We start from the raw sequence: 18725 nt of genomic DNA, 5'->3' as shown, positions 1-18725 counted from the left end.
AGGGATTCGCAGCTTCAAGCAAGTGTCAACCGCCCTCAGGCACACGAATGCTCCCTGAGCCTCAAAGGTCAGCCTAACCTAAGTTAGGAGCGGCTTACAACTGATCGCTGGCGACCCTCGTCGCCCAACACCGCGATGTCCGTCGCCGAGGTGGCCCTACGTTGCGCTCAGCGTTTTCCTGACAGCCCGGATCGTCAGGTCAAGAGCCACTGCGCGATTTCCTGGGTCACGACGTCCAGAACGAGAACTCACATCGAACAGGTGCCCCGAGCCGATGGTCAGGAAGACATACATCGCGGCCCATTCGACCGGCAGATCAGGGGCGATGGACCCATCGGCCTGGCCCCTGCCGATCACCGCCTCCAGGGGGTCCCCCTCACCCGGCGTCGACGCGCCGGAGCCCGCAGCATCGGCGCTCGGCTCGCCGTCCGCCTCGGCCTGACGCTCAGGTGCAGCCTCGGCGAAGGAGTCGTCGGTGATGATCGGGTTGTCGGCAAACATGAGGGTGAGGACATCGGGGATGGTGAACAGCTGTGCACATACGCGCTCCACGGCTTCGAGGCCGGGACCGACGTGAGGGCGAGCGCTCACGAAGGCATCAATGAACTGGCGCGCACCCTGCCGCGCCACCTCGGCGATCAGGGTCTCGCGGTCACCGAAGTGCCGGTAGAGCGTCGTCCGCCCGACGCCGATCTCATTCGCAATCTCGTTCATCGACGCCTGAGAGTTCGCGGCCAGCACCGACATCGCCTCTGCGACCAGGGCATCTTTCCCCAGGCGGCGCATTCCCCTGCCCTCTGAACTCATCAGCACCCCTCATCCCTTCGGCTGGCCTCGACTGCAACCCATCATGCCCGATCAAATTCATAGTGGTACATTCCTGTTCCACTTTGGTACAATTTTATCCCACATAGGAATTCGACATCACCAGCACCTCTCAACCCGACGACATCAAGGAGCGCTGGAGCAAAGCTCGGAGTAGGACCATGGCAGAGCGCGATCACGGCACCGACCACACAGAGACACACAGGGATCCGACCTCGAATGGCGGCTCCGCAGGGAATACCAGGAACAGCAGTTCCGCAGCGCACAAGTCCGCCGAGGTGTTCGCGCTGAGTCGGGCCGACATCCTCGTCATCGGCGTCGTCTGTGTCGGCATCGGCGTTGCCCTCGGCTTCTTCCTCCCGGCAGTGGGGGCCTTCGCGGCGAGGTTCCCGATCCCGTTCGGAGACGTCATCGAGAAGCTGAGTAGGTTCGATCAGGCTTGGGTCGTCATCGCCCGACCGATCATCGGCGCTGTCCTCGGCGCGATCGCCACTGTCGTCATCAGCGTCTCGACCACTCCCCTGTCCGTCGCCGATGACGAGATCGTCGTCGGCAGAGCCGATGATCACCCATTGCGGATCACCCGGGTCTCGTTCTCGACCGCCTATTTCGACGACGGCAAGCTGACCATCCTCACTGAAGGGGGACACCAGGCGTACAAGGGCGACGTCGAAGGGAAGAAGGACAAGGTCGCCGAGGCGTTCATCTCACGCGGCTACCGGTGGGGCGAGATCTGAGTCCGGGCCAAACGTCCCTCTGCCCACGCGGCAACTGAGCATTTCGTCCACTCTTCGCGACACAATCGCACGCCGCGTCCGGGCCTGCTCGCAGACCCTGGATCGGTGACTCGGCTCACGCCACCATGGGGTCATGACCATCGACGTTCCCACCTCCCGCTCTCACCGTTCATTGCCCCCGCTGCAGCCAGTCAGCTTCATCGGTGCAGACGGTCAGCCCACCGATGTTCCCACTGATGGGCTGACGATCCCGAGCGATCGCACCCTCCTGGGTCTCTACCAGAAGATGATGCAGGTCCGACGATTCGAGGCTCAGGTCACCCACCTGACCAGGCAGGGGCGACTCGCGACCTACCCGTCCGCCGCCGGCCAGGAAGCCATCGAGGTCGGTGCCACCACTGCTCTGGCACCGGGCGATTGGCTGTTCCCCACCTACCGCGACTCTGCTTCGCTGCTGACCCGCGGGGTTCCCGTGACCGAGATCCTCTCCGCCTTCCGCGGTGACTGGCACTGCGGATTCGATCCGAACGAGTATCACACCTCACCCGCGGCAACACCGCTGGCAACGCAGACGCTGCACGCGACCGGCTACGCCATGGCCGCGAAGCTCAAGGGCGAAGACGCCTGCACCCTGACCTTCCTCGGCGACGGCGCCAGCAGTGAGGGTGACACCCATGAGGCTTTCAACTTCGCCTCGGTATGGCAGACCCCGACCGTCTTCGTGCTGGCGAACAACCAGTATGCGATCTCGACTCCGCTGCGTGAACAGTCGAATGCGACCATGCTCGCCGACCGCGCCGCCGGATACGGAATGCCCGGCATCCGGGTCGACGGCAACGACATCGCCGCCGTGTTCGCCGCCGTCACAGCAGCTCTCGAACGCGCCCGCAACGGCGAGGGCCCGACCCTCATCGAGTGCCTGACCTACCGGATGGAATCGCACACGAACTCCGACGATCCGACGAAGTACCGTGACGCCGAGGAGGTCGAGCACTGGAAGCAGTTCGATCCCATCGACCGCCTCGAGAAGCACCTGCGCACAGCCGGGGTCCTCGATGACGCGACCGCCGCAGAGATCACGGCGAGCGCCGAAGAACTTGCCACCTCCGTCCGTGACGCCATGAATACCGATGCCGAGGTCGATCCGAGCGAACTCTTCGCCTACGTCTATGCGACCCCGCGCGCGAACCTTGCCACACAGCAGGAGAAGCTCGAGTCCGAGCTGGCAACGGCGGCACAGCCATGACCGTCACCACTGCCACCACGGCAGAAGACGTTCCGACGCCGGTCTCGGTGACGATGACGAAGGCGCTCAACCAGGCTCTGCGCGACAGCCTGAGCGACGACGAGAACGTCCTGGTCTTCGGTGAGGACGTCGGTCGCCTCGGCGGGGTATTCCGTGTCACCGAGGGCCTGCGGAAGGAATTCGGTCCCGAACGGGTCTGGGATTCTCCGCTTGCGGAGTCGGGGATCGTCGGCACAGCGATCGGCATGGCGATGGCCGGGATGCGCCCGGTCGTCGAGATGCAGTTCGATGCCTACGCCTACCCTGCGTTCGAGCAGATCGTGTCCCACGTGGCGAAGATGCGCAACCGCACGAAGGGCAAGGTCAGCCTGCCGTTGACGATCCGGATTCCCTATGCGGGCGATATCGGCGGCGTCGAGCACCACTCGGACTCGTCCGAGGCCTACTGGTGTTCGACCCCGGGCCTGACAGTGGTCACCCCTTCGAATCCGGCCGATGCCTATTCCCTGCTGCGCGAATCCATCGCCTCCGAGGATCCGGTGATCTTCATGGAGCCGAAGTCGCGGTACTGGATGAAGGACGAGCTGAGCTTGCCGGTGCAGACCGCACCGATGGATCGAGCCCAGGTTGTACGTGTTGGGTCGGACGTAACTCTTCTGGCCTACGGGCCCACCGTGCGCACCGCCCTGGCCGCGGCCGAGGAAGGCGCCGAGCACGGACTGTCGATCGAGGTCATCGACCTGCGGTCGCTCTCGCCCTTCGACGATGAGACCGTGTCGGCATCGGTGCGCAAGACGTCTCGTGCCGCGATCATCCATGAGGCCGCCCAGTTCGGCGGCTACGGCGCCGAGGTGGCCGCCCGAGTCACCGAAGCCAACTTCACCCATCTGTCGGCCCCGATCCTGCGGATCACCGGGTTCGATGTGCCCTACCCGTCCCCGAAGCTCGAGGAGTACTTCTTGCCGACCGCCGAACGCATTCTCGATGCTCTCGAATCCTGGGATTGGGAGCTGTGATGAGTGCCGAGACGAGTGTGTCCGGTGCCGCCGGCACTGGGAATTCCGCACGCACGACGAACGCCCGCAATTTCATCCTCCCCGACCTGGGCGAGGGACTGACCGAGGCCGAGCTCATCAGCTGGCTGGTCAATGTCGGCGATGAGGTCCACGTCGACCAGATGGTCGTCGAGGTCGAGTCCGCCAAGTCCGTCGTCGAGCTGCCGTCTCCGTTCGCCGGTCGGATCGAAGCGCTGCATGCGAACGCCGGTGACACCGTGTCCGCAGGTCAGGCCCTGCTCTCCGTCGCCGAGGTGGGTGCTGGTTCGAGTGCGAACACGGACTCCGGTGCCGGGCCGAGTGCGGACGTGGATTCCGGTGCCGGCCCTGTCTCGAGCGAGACATCAGTTTCGGCGGCAGAGACAAACAGCGGCGGTGCGAACCTCATCGGCTACGGAACGTCCGAGCCCAAAGCACGGTCGACGAAGCAGCGGTCCTTCGGTGCGAAGCAGCCCTCACCGGGCCCGACGACACCACCGTCGGCGGTCACTCCCCCGGCCTCCGATTCCGAGTCCGCAGTCAACGCTGCTGCCGAACCCCCAGTCGAGGCGCCGGCCTCTCCGGTCTCCTCTCCCATCGTTCGCAAGCTTGCGAAGGACAATGGACTCAGTGCCAAACATCTCCGGGGCACCGGGCCTGGCGGCATCGTCACCAGGGCAGATGTGCTCAAAGCCATCGAGTCGGGCACGAAGACCTCGCCGGAACCAGCACCCACGACCGGAACGACTGCCTCGGTCCCGAACAACGTGACCCTGACCAGTGCCGACCGGGACAGCACCACCACCTCGGCGGGGGAAGAATCGACCAGCCGCGATACCCGGACCCCTATCACGGGACTGCGCAAGGTCGTGTCCGAACGACTGTCGAAATCGCGGCAGGAGATTCCCGAGGCCACTATCTGGCTCGACGTCGACGCCACCGAACTGCTCAATACGAAACGCGCCCTCGAGGCCCGCACCGGAGAGAAGTACTCCCTGCTTTCACTCGTGTCCAGATTCGTCGTCGCCGGGCTGAAGAAGTTCCCGATCATCAACTCCTCGATCGACACCGAAGCCAACGAGATTGTGACCCACGGGGACATCAACCTGGGCCTGGCCGCGCAGACACCGCGGGGCCTCATGGTTCCCGTCGTCCACCGCGCCGATCAGATGAGCCTGCGGAAGCTGCGCGATTCGGTGTCCGAGACTGTCGGCAAGGCGTCGACCGGCAAATTCAACACGGCCGAGCTGACTGGCGGCACGTTCACGCTCAACAACTACGGTGTGTTCGGAGTCGACGGCTCTGCGCCGATCATCAACCTGCCTGAGGTCGCGATGCTCGGCCTGGGACGGATCAAAGACCGCCCCTGGGTCGTCGACGGCGAGCTCACGGTTCGCAAGGTCATGTTCCTGTCATTCGTCTTCGACCACCGCGCCTGCGACGGTGCCGAACCGAGCCAGTTCCTCACCTTTGTCGCCGACTGCATCGAAAACCCGATCTCGCTGCTTCCGGAGCTGTGAGGCTGTGGCAGTGTGACGCTGTGACGCTGTGACGGGCTGATGCAACCCCATTAGCGGAGTCGCATCAGTCCGCGACAACCGCTCGCCTCAGCGCGCCGTCCCCTCAGGTGCTCAACTCCAGGCGCGGCCAGGACTCGAGGTCGCTGAGCATCTGCCGATCGTGGGTGGCGACGACGATCGCCGAGGCTGTGGTTCCCATCGCCTCGGTGAGTTCGTCGACGAGGGCTGACGAGAGATGGTTCGTCGGTTCGTCGAGCAATAGGAGATCGGGCTTCTCGGCCAGGCACATCGCCAGCTGCAGTCGCCGCTGTTGACCTTGGGAGAGTCGGCCGACCGGTGCACCGGCGGCTGCTGCACCGAGCAGTCCGAGACTCGACAGAGATGGTGCGTCATCATGGCTTCGACCGCCCCTGGTGAGGTGTTCGCTGAACACGCGATGGGCCTGGGCGCCCGAGTCCCAGTCGGGCACCTCCTGGGAGAGCAGAACGATGCGCGCGTCCGCATGCCTGGACACTGCACCTGTGCTCGGCTCGATTTGGCCGTCCAGCACGCCCAGCAGTGTCGACTTTCCGACACCGTTTGGTCCCGCGAGGACCAGTCGGTCGCCTCCTCCCACCGTCACCGACACCGGCCCGGACAAACGACCGGAGACAGCGATATCGTCCGCGCCGATGATCGGGCGGCCGGCCCGAGTCTGGGATTCCGGCCATTTCAGGGACATCGGAGGAGCGGGCACGGTGATCGGGTGAGCGTCGAGGTCCTCGACACGACGGTTGAAGGCCCGGACGATCCCGTCGGCTCGTGTCGCACGCTGATGCTTGCCGGTGCCCTTGGGTGGGCGCCAACCGGTCGACAACCGACCGCGCGCGTCTTCAGCAGCCTGTGTCAGACGGGCATGCTCAGCCACCTCGGCGGCGTAGTCCTGCTCCCAGCGCTCACGGTCTCTGCGCCGACCCTCGCGCCATCCTTCGTATCCGCCGGCATATGTCCGGGGCAAGCCGTCACGGCTGGGATCGAGGTCGATGAAGGTCGAGGCCACATCACGCAGCAGCGCCCGGTCGTGACTGACGACCGCGACTCCACCAGGGTGGTCGCGCAACCGCGCGGTCAGGTACTCGAGCGCTGCCGCGTCGAGGTGATTGGTCGGCTCGTCGAGCAGAAGCAGATCGGTGCTCGCACCGAGCACCATCGCCAGGCGGACCCGGTACCGTTGCCCGACGGACAGTTCGGACAGGCGGCGGTCGCGGTCCGTGCAGGCGTGCAGACCCTCAAGTGCGACGTCGATGCGCCTCTCGGCGTCCCAGGCATCCAATCGGATCGCGCGATCAAGTGCCTCTGCGTAGATCTCGTCCGCCCCTGCCTCGCCCTGGGCCATCTTCTCTGTCGCCGCATCGAGTGCATCGAGGATCCCGCGTTCTTCGCAGATGGCATCGTCGATGAGGTCTCCGACACTCCTGTCGCCCTCGGCGTCGAGGTCCTGTTCGATGAGGGCGTGGTCCCCGGCGCGAGCGACGGTCCCACTGTCAGGGGTGAGCGTGCCGGCGAGGATGTGGAGCAGGGTCGTCTTGCCCCGCCCGTTCTCACCGACGATCGCCAGGCGTGAGCCGGCCGAGATCGTGACGTCGACGCCGTCGAGGACAGTCCGGCCGCCGAGGGCGATGTGGACGTCTTCGCCGCGGATGTGTGCGGCTGAACCGGCAGGCAGTGATCGGGTTCTGTGGGATGAAGTGATGGGCATTGTGTTCTCTCAGCTCGTCGTGGAGCCGGACAGCACGTAGAGACCGTCCGGCGAATATCAGCCAGGACGGCGAACGAGAGTTTCAGAAGGATCCCGCCGCCGTCAGCGGCGGTCCCACAGCTTCATCGAAGCAATACCGAGGTACATATCGCCCATTCTACCAAGCACATCGGTGCCGGTCACGTCGAAGTATCAAGCATCACACCTTGCCGCGACGGCCGGCGGATTCCACACTTCGGAACGACCTTCGCCGTCGACAGCTCGCCCCACTAACCTGGCTCGGTCCGTCCACAGGCGCTGTCCGCGCGGAACATCATTCAACGGAGAAGAGGAAGAACATGTCACGGGCCCACGCATCGTCAGCGTCGTCGAGGCCACCTCGGCGGCGGTACTCATTGCTGCTCCTCATCGTTCCCGTCGTGGGCTACGTCCTGACGCCCTTCGTCGCGAATTCGATCGAGCCACGCATCTTCGGGATGCCGTTCATCCTCACCTACACGATCGGCGTCACGATCCTCACCTGGTTCTTCGTGTGGATGGCTGCCCGCGGTGATCACTACTACCGCGGTGACAAGGCCGAATACGTCCCGGCGGATGTCGCCTTCGGCGAGGATTACCCGATCGAGGAGGCCGAGAAATGAGCACCTCAGCAATCATCGCCTGCATCATCTTCGGCATTGCCATGCTCGCGACCATCGGCATCGGCGTCTGGTCGGGGCGCGGGCGTGAGAAGTCGCTCGACGAATGGTCGGTCTCCGGCCGTGGCCTCGGGTTCATCTTCATCCTCCTGCTCATGGCGGGCGAGACCTATACGAGCTTCTCGTTCCTCGGCACAGCCGGCTGGTCGTATTCCTATGGTGTGCCGATCCTCTACCTCATCGGTTACCTCAGCGTGGGACTCGTCGTCGCCTACCTCGTCGGCCCGCTGTTCTGGACCTATGCGGCCAGGCACAAGCTCGTCAGCCTCTCCGACATCGTCGAACACCGCTTCCGCTCGCGGGGCCTGGCGATCCTCGTCGCCGTGCTCGCGACCGTGTTCATCGTTCCCTACATCCAGCTGCAGATCCAGGGCATGGGTGCCGTCGTCAACGCCATGAGCTACGGGGCGATCGACCTCAAGGTCGCCGCCATCATCTCCTTCATCGTCGCCGAGGCGTTCATCCTCTTCTCCGGTCTGCGCGGATCCGCGTGGGTCAGCGCCCTCAAGGACGGCCTCGTCATCCTCGCCGTCGCCTTCCTCGCCATCTACGTGCCGCTGCACTACTTCGACGGGTTGGGCGAACTGCTCGACCGACTCGTGAGTGAGAAGTCCCAATGGCTGACATTCCCCGGTGCCGGCGAAGGAACGTATGGAAGCGCCTGGTTCATCTCGACGATCATCCTCAACGGAATCACGATCACCGTCTTCCCCACGTCGATCGCCGGATACCTATCCGGCACCTCGGCGAACACTCTGCGCCGCAATTCCATCATCCTGCCCTGGTATCAGCTGCTGCTCCTCGTGCCGATGATGGTCGGCGTGGCCGCGCTCTTCGTCATTCCCGCGCTCAAGGATGCGGACCTGGCATTGTTCTCCGTGGTCATCGACTCACTGCCGGCCCCGCTCGTCGCCGTCATCGGTGTCGCCGGTGCACTGTCAGCCATCGTGCCGATGAGCGTGTACATGCTCTCGATCGGCTCTATGTGGGGTCGCACGGTCCTCGGCGGAGGGCTGTCCGGGCCGAAGAACTCCGCGTCGATGACGAAGGAACAGCTGGCCGCTCGGGGCCTGCGGCAGAAGACGCTGTCCCAGTGGGTGTGCCTCATCGTCGGTGTGATTGCGCTGGTGATGAGCCTGCTCATGCCTGACGCCCTCGTCGAGCTCTCCGTGCTCAGCTACGAAGGTCTCGCGCAGGTTGTTCCCGCCGCACTGCTCGCCCTCTACTGGCCGCGGATGAGCAAACAGGCCGCTGCCGCCGGCCTCATCGTCGGCTCGGTGACCATGGTGGCCCTGCACTATACGGGCCACGATCCGCTGTTGGGCATCAACGGCGGCCTGTGGGCAATCGCGGCCAACCTCATCATCGTCGTCATCGTCACCCTCGCCAAGCCGGACCCACGCTGGGTTCCGACCGCGGAGCGGGCGAAGGTGAACGCCTGAGGCAGAACAGCGGCGCCGGCGCGCAGGTCGACGGAAACCTCAGCCTGCGTACACCTCATCCCCACCGACATACGTCGCGCGCACGTCGATGCCCGCAATTCCGTGGGGGTCGATGGTCAGTGGGTTGTCTCCGAGGACGGTGAAGTCGGCGAGGTATCCCGGGGCCAGTCTGCCCTTGTAGGACTCCTCCCCTGAGGCCTCGGCGGATCCGAGGGTGAAGATCGACAGTGCCTCGGCTGCGGTGACCTTCTGCGAGGCGCCGACGGTGACCCCGTCGTCGACACCGGTGCGGGTGATCAGTGACTGCAGTCCGAACAGCGGCTGGTAGGGCCCGCACGGATAGTCCGATGATCCTGCAACCGTGACCCCGGCGTCGAGGAACGAGCGGTGAGCGAACATCCTCTCCATCCTCTCCTCGCCGTACCAGGAGTTCAGCGCCCCACCGTGATAGCCCGGATATCCGGCGAAAGGGACAGCAATGGCGCCGAGGCGGTTCATCCGCTTCAGGATGTTGTCGTCGATGAGGCTGCAGTGTTCGATCCGGTGCCGCAGGCCAGGGCGCGGGATCCGGGCAGCAACGTCTTCGAAGGCATCGAGGACGAGGCGGATCGCGGCGTCGCCGTTGGCGTGGACGCCGATCCGGTTGCCGTCGGAATGGACGCGTTCGACATTGGCCCGCAGCTCCGTCGTCGAGGTGGTCTGCACGCCCTGATAGTTCGGGTCGGTGAACGGTTCGGAGAGCAGGCAGGTCCGCCCACCGATCGCCCCATCGAGGAAGGCTTTGACGCCGACGAGCTTGAGTCTGTAGTCGCCGAATCCGCTGCCCACGCCCAGGTCGGCGGCCTTGTCATAGTGGTCGATGGACAGAAGCATGCCGATGCGCAGGCCGAGTGCATCGTCGGCGCGCAATGCTGAGAAGATCCCGATGTCCTGGGGGCTGATGAGTGCGTCGCAGATCGAGGTCAGGCCCGCGGCATTCCACTTCGCGATCGTCCGTGCGGCACCGAGCTGCAGGTCCTCGACCGTGTCCCCGGGAATGAAACGGTCCCCTCGGGCAGTGGCCGGCATGAGGACGTTCATCAACGCCCGTTCGATGAGCTTCCCGTTGAGCCGACCGTCAGAGTAGCGGTCATAGCGACCGCCGTCCGGGTCGGTTGAGGACTCCTCGATGCCCAGCCACCTCAGACCAGCCGAGTTGACCACTCCCCAGTGCCCGGCGACGTGGTTGACCAGTACCGGGGTTTCTGGCGCGATCCGGTCGAGTTCGTCGCGGAGGACGACCCCGGTCTTCTCATCGTCGTAGCGGCTGCCCTTGACCCACACCCCCGCCGAGGTTGCCCCCACCTCAGTGGCGATCGTGCCCAAGAGGGTGGGAACGTCTCCCACCGCTTCATGGGACAGGTCGAGGTGGAGTGCGTCACCCGCCGTCAGAGCCAGGTGGATGTGGGCGTCGTTGAGGCCGGGGATGATGGTCGAGTCACCGAAGTCGAGCACCTCGGCGCTGGGGAATCGCTCCCGCAGTTCAGTCAGCGTTCCGGTCGCGCTGATGGTCTCACCGGTGAGCGCGAACGCCTCAGGTTCCGGGCCCGCCGGGGACCTCGCCTGCGACACGATCGAGTTCGCGCGCACGATCGTCGGTGTTCTCTCCTCCATCGGAAGCTCCGTCCTTGCAGCTCGTATAGTTGCGGCCATGGTGCCACGTCCGGCCGTGGCCCGCCCGGCCGACTCGGAGCCTGAGACTCTCGTTCAACGTTGAGTCAGGTTTTCACCGCGAGGCAACATCGAAAACCTGACTCAACGTTGAACGAATGGCCCGTATCGAACGAGAGGCCGATGGCTACCCTTCACTCGTCGAGGAGGGCTGCCGCGTACATGGGGCGGGCGGCGTCGGCGCTCGGCGGATGGAACAGACCGGCGGTCGCATCCCGGTAGAGGCGCGAGATTTCGTGGTTATTGTCGAAGCCGCTGCCACCGGAACACATGAGAGCCGTCTCAGCCGCGTTCCTGGCCGCATCGGAGGCCTTGATCCGGGCTCCCACCAGTCGCAGCGGCCAACCGGACCCGTGGTCGACCAGTGCGTCGAAGTCCCTGGTGTAGGCGTCGAGCATGGCGGGGACGGCGAGGTAGTCAAGATGCGCGTCGGCAAGGCGAGCGCGAGTCTCGGGCACCTCGGCGAAGGTGGTCCCGGACTTCGCGGACTTGCGCTTCTTCAGTCCCGCGGCGCCGAGTTCGAGCGCGCGGGCGGCCACGCCGGCATAGACGGAGGCGATGAGCAGCTGGAAGTTGCTGGTGATCGCGAAGGTCAGCGGGTCGGGGTGCTTGCCTGCCGGGATGGTGCGCGAGACCCGTTCGGGGCGCATGGGCACCTGGTCGAGGATCGTCGCCCGTGACTGGGAGGCTCGCATGCCCATGACGTCCCAGTGGTCGGAGACCGTGATGCCCTCGGCGCCGCGTTCGATGAAACCGTAGACCAACTGACCCTCGGCTGGCTGGTCTGCATCGGGGCCGGCGATTCCCTCCTCATCGGAGGCGATCGCCCCGTGGACGATGAGGCGCGTCCACACGGGTGAGAGCGAGGTGAAGATCTTCACGCCGGTGAGCAGGTAGCCGCCGTCGGAGGTCGGTTCGGCCACCGTGTTCGACCCCTGCATGACCCAGTCGTTGGAGGGTTCGGAGATGCCGAAGGCGAAGATCTCTCCGGCCATCGTCTCTTCGAAGACCCAGTTCAATGAGGCATCGCCGCGGTCGTTGAGTGCCTTGACGACACCGGTGCACATGAGGTGCATATTGATCGCCAATGCCGTGGCCGGAGCCGCCGAGGCCAGGCGCTGCTGCAGACGCGAAACCTCGTGCAGGCTCAGCCCCGGACCTCCGTAGGCGTCCGGCACGAACAGGGTGAGGTAGCCCAGAGACTTGAGCTCCTCGAGGTCGTCGTCGAAGAAGCGGTTCTCGCGGTCGTAGACGCCCGCACGTTCGCGGAAACGTTCGAGCACCTCGGCGGGAAGGTATTTCTCGGCCAGTTCGCCGAGGCGGGTCTCACGGTCAGTCATCATGTCTCCTAGCTCACGGGATCGGTTGCTCACAGGTCCATCTGCTCGCGGGGCCAGCGGCTTACCACCGCAGAATGTCAGTCGGTGCGGGGCCGACGCAGAATAATCGCACCGTTGTGCCCGCCGAATCCGAACGAGGTCGACAGGACTGTGTCGATCGGCGCATCGTCGGAGCCGTCACGGCCGATGTTGCGTGCTTGACCTGAAACGATGTTCCATCCGTCGAATTCGCAGGTCTCGAGGTTGAGAGTCGGGGGCAGCGTCTGCTCCGTCATCGTCCGGATGGCGATCATGGCTTCGACGACCCCCGAAGCACCGAGGAGGTGGCCCGTGGACGACTTCGTGGCGCTGATCGGAATCGAGCGGGCGGTGGCACCGAGTGCGGCGTCGAATGCCTTGAGCTCCGCCGCATCGCCGGCGGGGGTGCCGGTGGCGTGGGCGTTGATGTGGTCGATGCCCTCCGGGCCCAGCCCGGCGTCGGCCAGGGCCTCACTCATCGCCGAGGCGGCACCTCGGCCATCGGGATGCGGGTTCGTCGGGTGGTGGGCGTCGCTGGCGGCTCCGAATCCTGCCAGCTCGGCGAGCACGGTGGCCCCGCGGACGGCGGCTCCGGCCTCGGACTCGAGGAGCATCGCACCGGCCCCTTGGCTCATCACGAACCCGGATCGCGCACTGTCGAAGGGTCGGCTGGCGGATGTGGGATCGTCCTCGAAGCCGGCGGCGAGCGCCCGCATGTTCGCGTTCGAGGCCAGGTTGACCGCGTTGAGGCAGTCCTCCATTCCGACGACGAGCACCGCATCGGCGTATCCGTGACGGATGCGCCGCATTGCTTCGCCGAGGGCGATGGCCCCGCTGGCGCAGGTGGCCGAGACTCCCTGCCCGGGCCCGCGGAAATCGTAGCGCTGGCTCAGCAGCGCCGCGGCCGAGTCGGGTGCACCGTGGATCGCCAATGTCAGGGGAACCGAGCGGGGGCCCCCGTCGAGCAGTGAGCGTGTGGCGTTCTGCATGGCATCGACGGGGCCGGAGCCGGTGGCAGCGATGACGGCTGCGCGGGATCGGTCCCAAGGGAGGCCCTCAGCGTCTTCGGCCTGCGCTCCTGCATCCGTTTTCGCCCCTGTGTCCGGGCGTGCGATCCCGGCCTGCATCAGGGCCTGGTCTGCGGCGGCGATGGCCCAGTGCTGGACCGGGCTGAGTCGGCGGGCGAGAGAGCGGGGCAGGACCGCCTCGGCGTCGAAGCCTGTCACCTGGCCGCCGATGCGCACGGCCAGATCCGCGAACTGCTCCCCCTCGAGTCGATCGATCGCGCTGCGGCCGGTGACCACGGAATCCCACAGTGCGTCGACGTCGTTGCCACTCGGCGTGATCGCGCCCATTCCGGTGATGACGACGCGGCTGCCTTCGGTGGCCGGTGCGCCCCGGCCTGTGGAGACCTGTCCGCTCACAGTCGCTGTCCTTGTCCGTCCATGATGAGGTCAACGGTTTCGACGCGCCGAATCTTCCCGCCGACCGTCCTTGGCAGGTGCTCGAGTCGATAGATGCGACGGGGAACGAACTGCGGCGCCAGGCGGGCACGTGCATGATCGAGCAGGGAAGCCTTGTCTGCACTCGCCTCGATGACGAGGGCGATGAGGCTGCCCAACGCCGGGTCCTCGAGGGCGATGGCGCATACCTCGCCGAGGTTGTCGTACGTTTCGAATGCCCGCTCAACTTCCGGCAATGAGACCTTGTGACCACCGGTGATGGCGATATCGCCGGCCCGACCGGCCAACTGCAGCCTGCCGTTCTCGATCCGCCCCTGGTCATCGACTGTGGCCCAACCGTCTGCGCCACCCAGCACCGCGTCGGTGGTGCCGGTGACGTAGCCGTATGAGCAGGCAGCGGCCCGGATCCACAGCGTGCCGAGTTCTCCCTCGGGAGCCTCGGCGCCGGACTCGTCCCGGATCTGAGCTCCGATGGTCGGATAGACGGTAATCCAGGTGCCATCACCATCACGGCTGTCACCGATGAAACCGATCTCTGCGGCACCGTAGTAGCTGATCAGCCGTGTTTCCGGGAGGATCTCGCCGAGGCGGTCGCGGATGCTCGCCGGCAGATTGGCTCCGCCGGTGACGACGAGGTCGAGGTGAGTGAAACGTCCGGGGTCACGGCGGGCGGCCTCGGCGAGGGCGCGGACGACTGCGGGTACCGCGACGACACGGGAGATGGCCTCGGCTTCGATGCGCCGGCCCATTGTGATCGGGTCGAACTCGTCGGCGACGTGCACACTGCCGCCGGTCGCGAGGCTCTCGATGATCGCGTAGAGCGTGAGGCTGTAGGACACCGGACCCGGTGCCAGTGTCGCGACTCCGGGTAGCGGTTCGAGGTGGGCTGAGGAGACGGCGACATTGTCGCGATACTGCTGCCGCGTCTTGATGAAGGCCTTCGGGTTGCTCGTCGTGCCCGAGGAGAAGAGCATGAGGAAGGGCTCGGCTTCGTCGCGGACACTCGGCAGCGGGGCCGGCTCGACGACGGCTTCTTCGCGGGCTCGGAAGTCGGCGAGGCTGATGACTGTGCCGGTCCAGGAGGAGGAGGCGAGCGCCTCGGCGAGGGTGGGTGAGTCGCTGATGATCACACCGATTCCGGTGACCCGGATGACACCGATCTGGTGGGTCAGCGGCCAGCGCGGATCGATGGTCGCGGACACGGCGCGGTACCCGGCAAGCCCGGCGATGATGCGCGAGGTGTGAAACGCCGAGTTGATGCTGATGGCGGTGATAGGGATGCCGTCGGTCTCCGGCGCGGGCTTCGGCGGGTCGGTCTGCGCTCGATGGAGTTCATCGACGACGGCGAACATCCGGCGAGAGTCTTCGACGAGCTCGGAGTAGGTCAGCCGCTCGTCAGAGCCGACGAGGGCGAGCTGCTCGGGATTGTTCCCAGCGACGTTGAGAACCGTCGAGGTGATCGGCACGTGTGACCTCCAGATAGCTGCGGCCCGGCTGGATGCGGGTGCGTCCTCAGCCTGCCTGGGGGCCCGATTCGGGCCGCTTCCCCAGTATAGGAGTCGCCGGTTTCGATTCTTAATCTGTAATCATTCAATTATCGGGCTTCGGACGACTGACGCGAAAACACGCAATTGTCTAACCGGAGACGACAATCCGAAATATCGGATTAAGTTTCGTCCCGACCCCGCCACCTGCGCAGACGAGGCGTATCATCCATTTTCCCTTGCTTTCGGTAACCACCCGGAGCAACTCTGCAAAGCAGACTCTTTGACATTCCGCTAACCGCCGTTATACGTTGACCTGGCTCTGACGAAATACCATTTCCATATCGTGGAATCGTGGGTGTTGCCGCCCCGGAGTCCATTCCCATGTCGCTCGATCATCGGCGACCGAGACACCAATACCGAGATACCAACGAAGGGACTCACTGTGGAGCCTCAGCCCCAGCCGAGTGGCGCCGATCCGGACGAGCTCAAGTTCAACCCCCAGGAAACCCACACTCCGGGGGTGAAGCCCAACCGGTCGGGCATCGGCAAGATGCGGTGGGCGATTGCGATCCTGCTGTTCTTCGGTGTCCTCATCAACTACATCGATCGCAGCTCAATTGCTGTGGCAGAGGGCCATATTCGCGAGGACTTCGGGCTCAGTGCCGGTCAGATGGGCATCGTCCTGTCCAGTTTCGGTTGGTCGTACGTGCTCATGCAGATTCCTGCCGGTCTCCTCCTCGACAAGATCGGCATCAAGTGGGTCTTCAGGGTCGCAACGATCATGTGGAGCGTCTCCTGCTTCATCACGGCGATCATCAGCGGTACCGGTCTGCTCATTCTGGCCCGCATCGTCCTCGGCATGGCAGAGTCACCAATCTTCCCCGGCGCGATGAAGGCAACGGGCTATTGGTTCCCGCGCTCCGAACGCGGAACGGCGACAGCGATCTTCGACTCCGGTCAGCGCCTGTCCAATGTCATCGGCTTCCCACTCGTGGCCATGGCCGTTGTGTCCTTCGGCTGGCGCGGAGCCTTCGTGGCCATGGGCCTCCTCAGCCTCGCCTATGTGTTCGTCTTCTTCTGGAAGTACCGCGACCCCAAGGAGATGAATCGCCTCGGCAAGCTCAAGGACTCTGAGCTCGAATACATCCGCGAGGGCGGCGCTCAGGACGAGGACGCACCTCGCCCCAACCCTCTGGCCAACCTCGGCTACATCCTCAAGCAGCGCAAGGTCTGGGGTATGTCCCTGGGCCTCGGATGCGCCGGATATACGCAGTGGATGCTACTGACGTGGCTGCCCGGCTACCTGCAGTCGGAGATGGGCATGAGCGTGATGTCCTCGGGCATCTTCACCGCCCTGCCCTGGCTCGTCGCCGTGGCCGTCGAGTTCATCTTCCCCGGCTGGCTGCTTGACCACCTGATGCGGATCGGGAAGTCGGGCACGGCTGTCCGCAAGACCTTCATCGTTGCGGGGATGCTCCTGGCCATGACGGTGATGGGCGCGGCCTTCACCGAAGACCCGGGCTGGGCCCTGTTCTGGATCACCCTGGGCACCAGCGGGATCACGGTCTCCTTCTGCGTCACCAACTCCCTGCCTGCGCTCATCGCCCCCGAGGGCGGGGTCGGCGCGACCGGCTCGATCATGAACTCGGTGAACAACCTCATCGGTGTCTCGGCGCCGATCGTCACCGGCTTCGTCGTCCAGGCGACCGGCGGATTCGGTGCCGCGTTCATCGTCTGCGGAGTCGTCCTGGGCATCGGCATCTTCTTCTACACAGTGGTGCTCGGCCCGATCATACAGATCCCAACCGCCGAGGAGCGCGCCGCTGCGAAGGCCGCGCAGTCAACCGGGGCCTGATCGGGAGTCTGTCTGATTCTGAGTCATCCGATCTGTGATTGCGCCTCGGTCACAGATCGGGTCGGCCAGTGCCTCCAACCGAGTATGGATCGGGAGCTCGCGTGTTGACGGCAGGAGCTCGCACCGCGGCCTGACCGCCCTGTGTCCGACTGCCCTGTGTCCGACTGCCCTGTGTCCGGCGCCCCACTTCCAGGCAGATGAACGAGGCGGCGAGCATCACGACCCCGGCCCCTGCCATGAGCATTCCGGTGTCGACCGTGTACAGAACGGCGAAGACCGTCACTCCGGTTGCGCCGCCGACGTTGCGGGCGGTGCTTCCCGCGCCAGAGGCGAATCCAGGCCGCTGCGGCAGGGCATGCATCGCCGCCGCCACAATCGCGGGCGTGAGGATCCCTACCCCGATCGCCCACACGAACAGTGCGAGCCACAGGCCCCACAGGCTCGCCCCTGACACAGTCAGACCCATCAGCCCGAGTCCCACACCAGCCACGATGAGTCCCATTGCACTCGTTCTCCACACGCCGAGGCGGTTGCTGACCTGCCCCGACAATGCCCCGAAGACCGGCATCGGGAGCAGGGCGGGAAGAGTGGCCAGCCCGGCCTGCAGCGGGCTCAGCCCCCGATCGTCCTGGAAGAACTGGGTGAGCAGGAACAGAGACCCGAGAACACAGAAGTTCATCAGCGCTGCGACGATGCAGGCAAGCAGGAGCCTCGCTCGGGATGAGTCCGAAAACCGGGTAGAGCCCGGAAACTTTGGAGACCCATTGGGCCCCGGAGTCCCGACGGAGCCAGAGACCTGATCGGGCACCGTGCCCTTGGCTGGCCCACCGCTTCTGACCACCACCCGCCTCGGCGTGGAGTGCATCAGGATGGGAATGAGTGCGGCGACAATGACGGGCAGGTTCAACCAGAACACTGCCCTCCAGTTGCCCAGCTCGACAAGCAGTCCTCCCAGCAGAGGTCCCACCGGAAGTGCGACCCCACCCAGCGCCGCCCACAGCCCGACGAACTTATTTCGCTCACGGTCATCGGCAGCCGACTCCGAGAGCATCGCCAGGGTGCCGGTCATCGTTGCGGCAGCGCCAACACCCTGCAGAGCACGTGAGGCAACGAGAGCCTCGATCGTCGGCGACAGCGAGCAGGCCAGCGAACCGAGGAAGAAGCAGAGGAAACCGAACACCACGATCCGGCGATGACCCCAGCGGTCCCCGATCGTCCCGAAGGCAAGCAGCAGTGCGGCGAGGACGAAGGTGTAGGCGTTGATGACTCCTGCCATCCCCGATTGGCCCGCCTGCAGATCAGCGTTGATCTGCGGCAGTGCGACGTTGACGACTGTCACATCGAGGAGGACGAGGAAGTACCCGGCGCACAGGCCGAGTACGAGCAGTTTCGGCATCCATTGACGCTATCGACCCTGTGCCTGGGAGTCGAGGGTCCGACGAGACTCACATCGTGCCCGCGAAACGCTTCGCTCCCGCTCTCACCTGCACACTCGCCCCCGACACAGCGAAACGCGGGCGCTGTGCCGAAAAATCGGGTTCTCCCCGTCATTCTCGACGCAACGCCCGCGTCTCGATCTCGTCTCAGACTTGGCGGCAGTGCCTCGGCAGGA

Annotated in this window: 14 protein-coding genes; 7 read left to right on the top strand and 7 right to left on the bottom strand. The window is 65.1% G+C overall.

Annotated elements, in window-relative coordinates:
• Positions 1–156 precede the first annotated feature (156 nt).
• The gene (locus HX613_RS11270; RefSeq protein WP_235345406.1) at positions 157–807 is read right to left on the bottom strand and encodes a TetR/AcrR family transcriptional regulator; all 651 of its coding nucleotides are present in this window, start codon (positions 805–807) and stop codon (positions 157–159) included.
• A gap of 179 nt (positions 808–986) precedes the next feature.
• On the opposite strand from HX613_RS11270, the gene HX613_RS11265 reads away from it, so the two are divergent.
• The 4 genes from HX613_RS11265 to HX613_RS11250 all read left to right on the top strand — a co-directional run bounded on the left by HX613_RS11265 (position 987) and on the right by HX613_RS11250 (position 5362).
• Positions 987–1562 carry a YqeB family protein gene (locus HX613_RS11265; RefSeq protein WP_235345405.1) on the top strand — a complete coding sequence of 192 codons (576 nt, stop codon included), beginning with the start codon at positions 987–989 and terminating at the stop codon, positions 1560–1562.
• Between the two features lie 133 nt (positions 1563–1695).
• A complete protein-coding gene (pdhA, locus tag HX613_RS11260; protein ID WP_235345404.1) occupies positions 1696–2808 on the top strand; it encodes a pyruvate dehydrogenase (acetyl-transferring) E1 component subunit alpha in 1113 nt (370 codons plus the stop codon).
• Positions 2805–3824, top strand: a complete 1020-nt coding sequence (locus HX613_RS11255; RefSeq protein WP_235345403.1) for an alpha-ketoacid dehydrogenase subunit beta — start codon at positions 2805–2807, stop codon at positions 3822–3824. Before pdhA ends, HX613_RS11255 begins: the two co-directional genes overlap by 4 nt.
• Positions 3824–5362 (top strand): dihydrolipoamide acetyltransferase family protein, encoded by a 1539-nt coding sequence (locus HX613_RS11250; RefSeq protein WP_235345402.1) that lies wholly within the window; start codon positions 3824–3826, stop codon positions 5360–5362. Before HX613_RS11255 ends, HX613_RS11250 begins: the two co-directional genes overlap by 1 nt.
• A gap of 103 nt (positions 5363–5465) precedes the next feature.
• Here HX613_RS11250 and HX613_RS11245 read toward each other — a convergent pair whose 3' ends face one another.
• Positions 5466–7100, bottom strand: coding sequence for an ABC-F family ATP-binding cassette domain-containing protein (locus tag HX613_RS11245; RefSeq protein ID WP_235345401.1), 1635 nt, complete (start codon positions 7098–7100; stop codon positions 5466–5468).
• A 338-nt stretch (positions 7101–7438) separates the two neighbouring features.
• Between HX613_RS11245 and HX613_RS11240 the strand changes: the two genes are divergently transcribed.
• The gene (locus tag HX613_RS11240; protein ID WP_235345400.1) at positions 7439–7741 is read left to right on the top strand and encodes a DUF3311 domain-containing protein; all 303 of its coding nucleotides are present in this window, start codon (positions 7439–7441) and stop codon (positions 7739–7741) included.
• Positions 7738–9240: a sodium:solute symporter family protein gene (locus HX613_RS11235; RefSeq protein ID WP_235345399.1), complete on the top strand. Its 1503-nt coding sequence runs from the start codon at positions 7738–7740 to the stop codon at positions 9238–9240. The genes HX613_RS11240 and HX613_RS11235 overlap by 4 nt, the downstream gene beginning before the upstream one ends.
• 39 nt (positions 9241–9279) lie before the next feature.
• On the opposite strand, the gene HX613_RS11230 is transcribed toward HX613_RS11235, so the two are convergent.
• The 4 genes from HX613_RS11230 to HX613_RS11215 form a co-directional block, all read right to left on the bottom strand.
• On the bottom strand, positions 9280–10893 hold the full coding sequence (locus HX613_RS11230; RefSeq protein WP_235345398.1) for an amidohydrolase: 1614 nt from the start codon (positions 10891–10893) through the stop codon (positions 9280–9282).
• A gap of 191 nt (positions 10894–11084) precedes the next feature.
• A complete protein-coding gene (locus HX613_RS11225; protein WP_235345557.1) occupies positions 11085–12290 on the bottom strand; it encodes an acyl-CoA dehydrogenase family protein in 1206 nt (401 codons plus the stop codon).
• A gap of 77 nt (positions 12291–12367) precedes the next feature.
• Positions 12368–13663 carry a beta-ketoacyl-[acyl-carrier-protein] synthase family protein gene (locus tag HX613_RS11220; protein ID WP_235345556.1) on the bottom strand — a complete coding sequence of 432 codons (1296 nt, stop codon included), beginning with the start codon at positions 13661–13663 and terminating at the stop codon, positions 12368–12370.
• A 65-nt stretch (positions 13664–13728) separates the two neighbouring features.
• On the bottom strand, positions 13729–15237 hold the full coding sequence (locus HX613_RS11215; protein WP_235345397.1) for an AMP-binding protein: 1509 nt from the start codon (positions 15235–15237) through the stop codon (positions 13729–13731).
• Positions 15238–15700: 463 nt separating this feature from the next.
• On the opposite strand from HX613_RS11215, the gene HX613_RS11210 reads away from it, so the two are divergent.
• A complete protein-coding gene (locus HX613_RS11210) occupies positions 15701–17113 on the top strand; it encodes an MFS transporter (RefSeq protein ID WP_235345396.1) in 1413 nt (470 codons plus the stop codon).
• 49 nt (positions 17114–17162) lie between these two features.
• Here HX613_RS11210 and HX613_RS11205 read toward each other — a convergent pair whose 3' ends face one another.
• Positions 17163–18509 (bottom strand): MFS transporter, encoded by a 1347-nt coding sequence (locus HX613_RS11205; RefSeq protein ID WP_235345395.1) that lies wholly within the window; start codon positions 18507–18509, stop codon positions 17163–17165.
• Positions 18510–18725: the final 216 nt, after the last annotated feature.

The sequence above is a fragment of the Brevibacterium sp. UCMA 11754 genome (genome assembly GCF_021532275.1).
Classification (GTDB): domain Bacteria; phylum Actinomycetota; class Actinomycetes; order Actinomycetales; family Brevibacteriaceae; genus Brevibacterium.
Note: the sequence above shows the minus strand (reverse complement) of the source record. Positions and strands in the feature narration are given on the sequence as shown.

Bases quoted from the DNA above. Each gene is read 5' to 3' on its own strand.
- HX613_RS11255 (WP_235345403.1), top strand. From the start codon at position 2,805: ATGACCGTCACCACTGCCACCACGGCAGAAGACGTTCCGACGCCGGTC.
- HX613_RS11225 (WP_235345557.1), bottom strand. From the start codon at position 12,290: ATGACTGACCGTGAGACCCGCCTCGGCGAACTGGCCGAGAAATACCTT.
- HX613_RS11245 (WP_235345401.1), bottom strand. From the start codon at position 7,100: ATGCCCATCACTTCATCCCACAGAACCCGATCACTGCCTGCCGGTTCA.
- HX613_RS11230 (WP_235345398.1), bottom strand. From the start codon at position 10,893: ATGGAGGAGAGAACACCGACGATCGTGCGCGCGAACTCGATCGTGTCG.
- HX613_RS11270 (WP_235345406.1), bottom strand. From the start codon at position 807: ATGAGTTCAGAGGGCAGGGGAATGCGCCGCCTGGGGAAAGATGCCCTG.
- pdhA (WP_235345404.1), top strand. From the start codon at position 1,696: ATGACCATCGACGTTCCCACCTCCCGCTCTCACCGTTCATTGCCCCCG.
- HX613_RS11250 (WP_235345402.1), top strand. From the start codon at position 3,824: ATGAGTGCCGAGACGAGTGTGTCCGGTGCCGCCGGCACTGGGAATTCC.
- HX613_RS11220 (WP_235345556.1), bottom strand. From the start codon at position 13,663: ATGGGCGCGATCACGCCGAGTGGCAACGACGTCGACGCACTGTGGGAT.
- HX613_RS11265 (WP_235345405.1), top strand. From the start codon at position 987: ATGGCAGAGCGCGATCACGGCACCGACCACACAGAGACACACAGGGAT.
- HX613_RS11240 (WP_235345400.1), top strand. From the start codon at position 7,439: ATGTCACGGGCCCACGCATCGTCAGCGTCGTCGAGGCCACCTCGGCGG.
- HX613_RS11205 (WP_235345395.1), bottom strand. From the start codon at position 18,509: ATGCCGAAACTGCTCGTACTCGGCCTGTGCGCCGGGTACTTCCTCGTC.
- HX613_RS11235 (WP_235345399.1), top strand. From the start codon at position 7,738: ATGAGCACCTCAGCAATCATCGCCTGCATCATCTTCGGCATTGCCATG.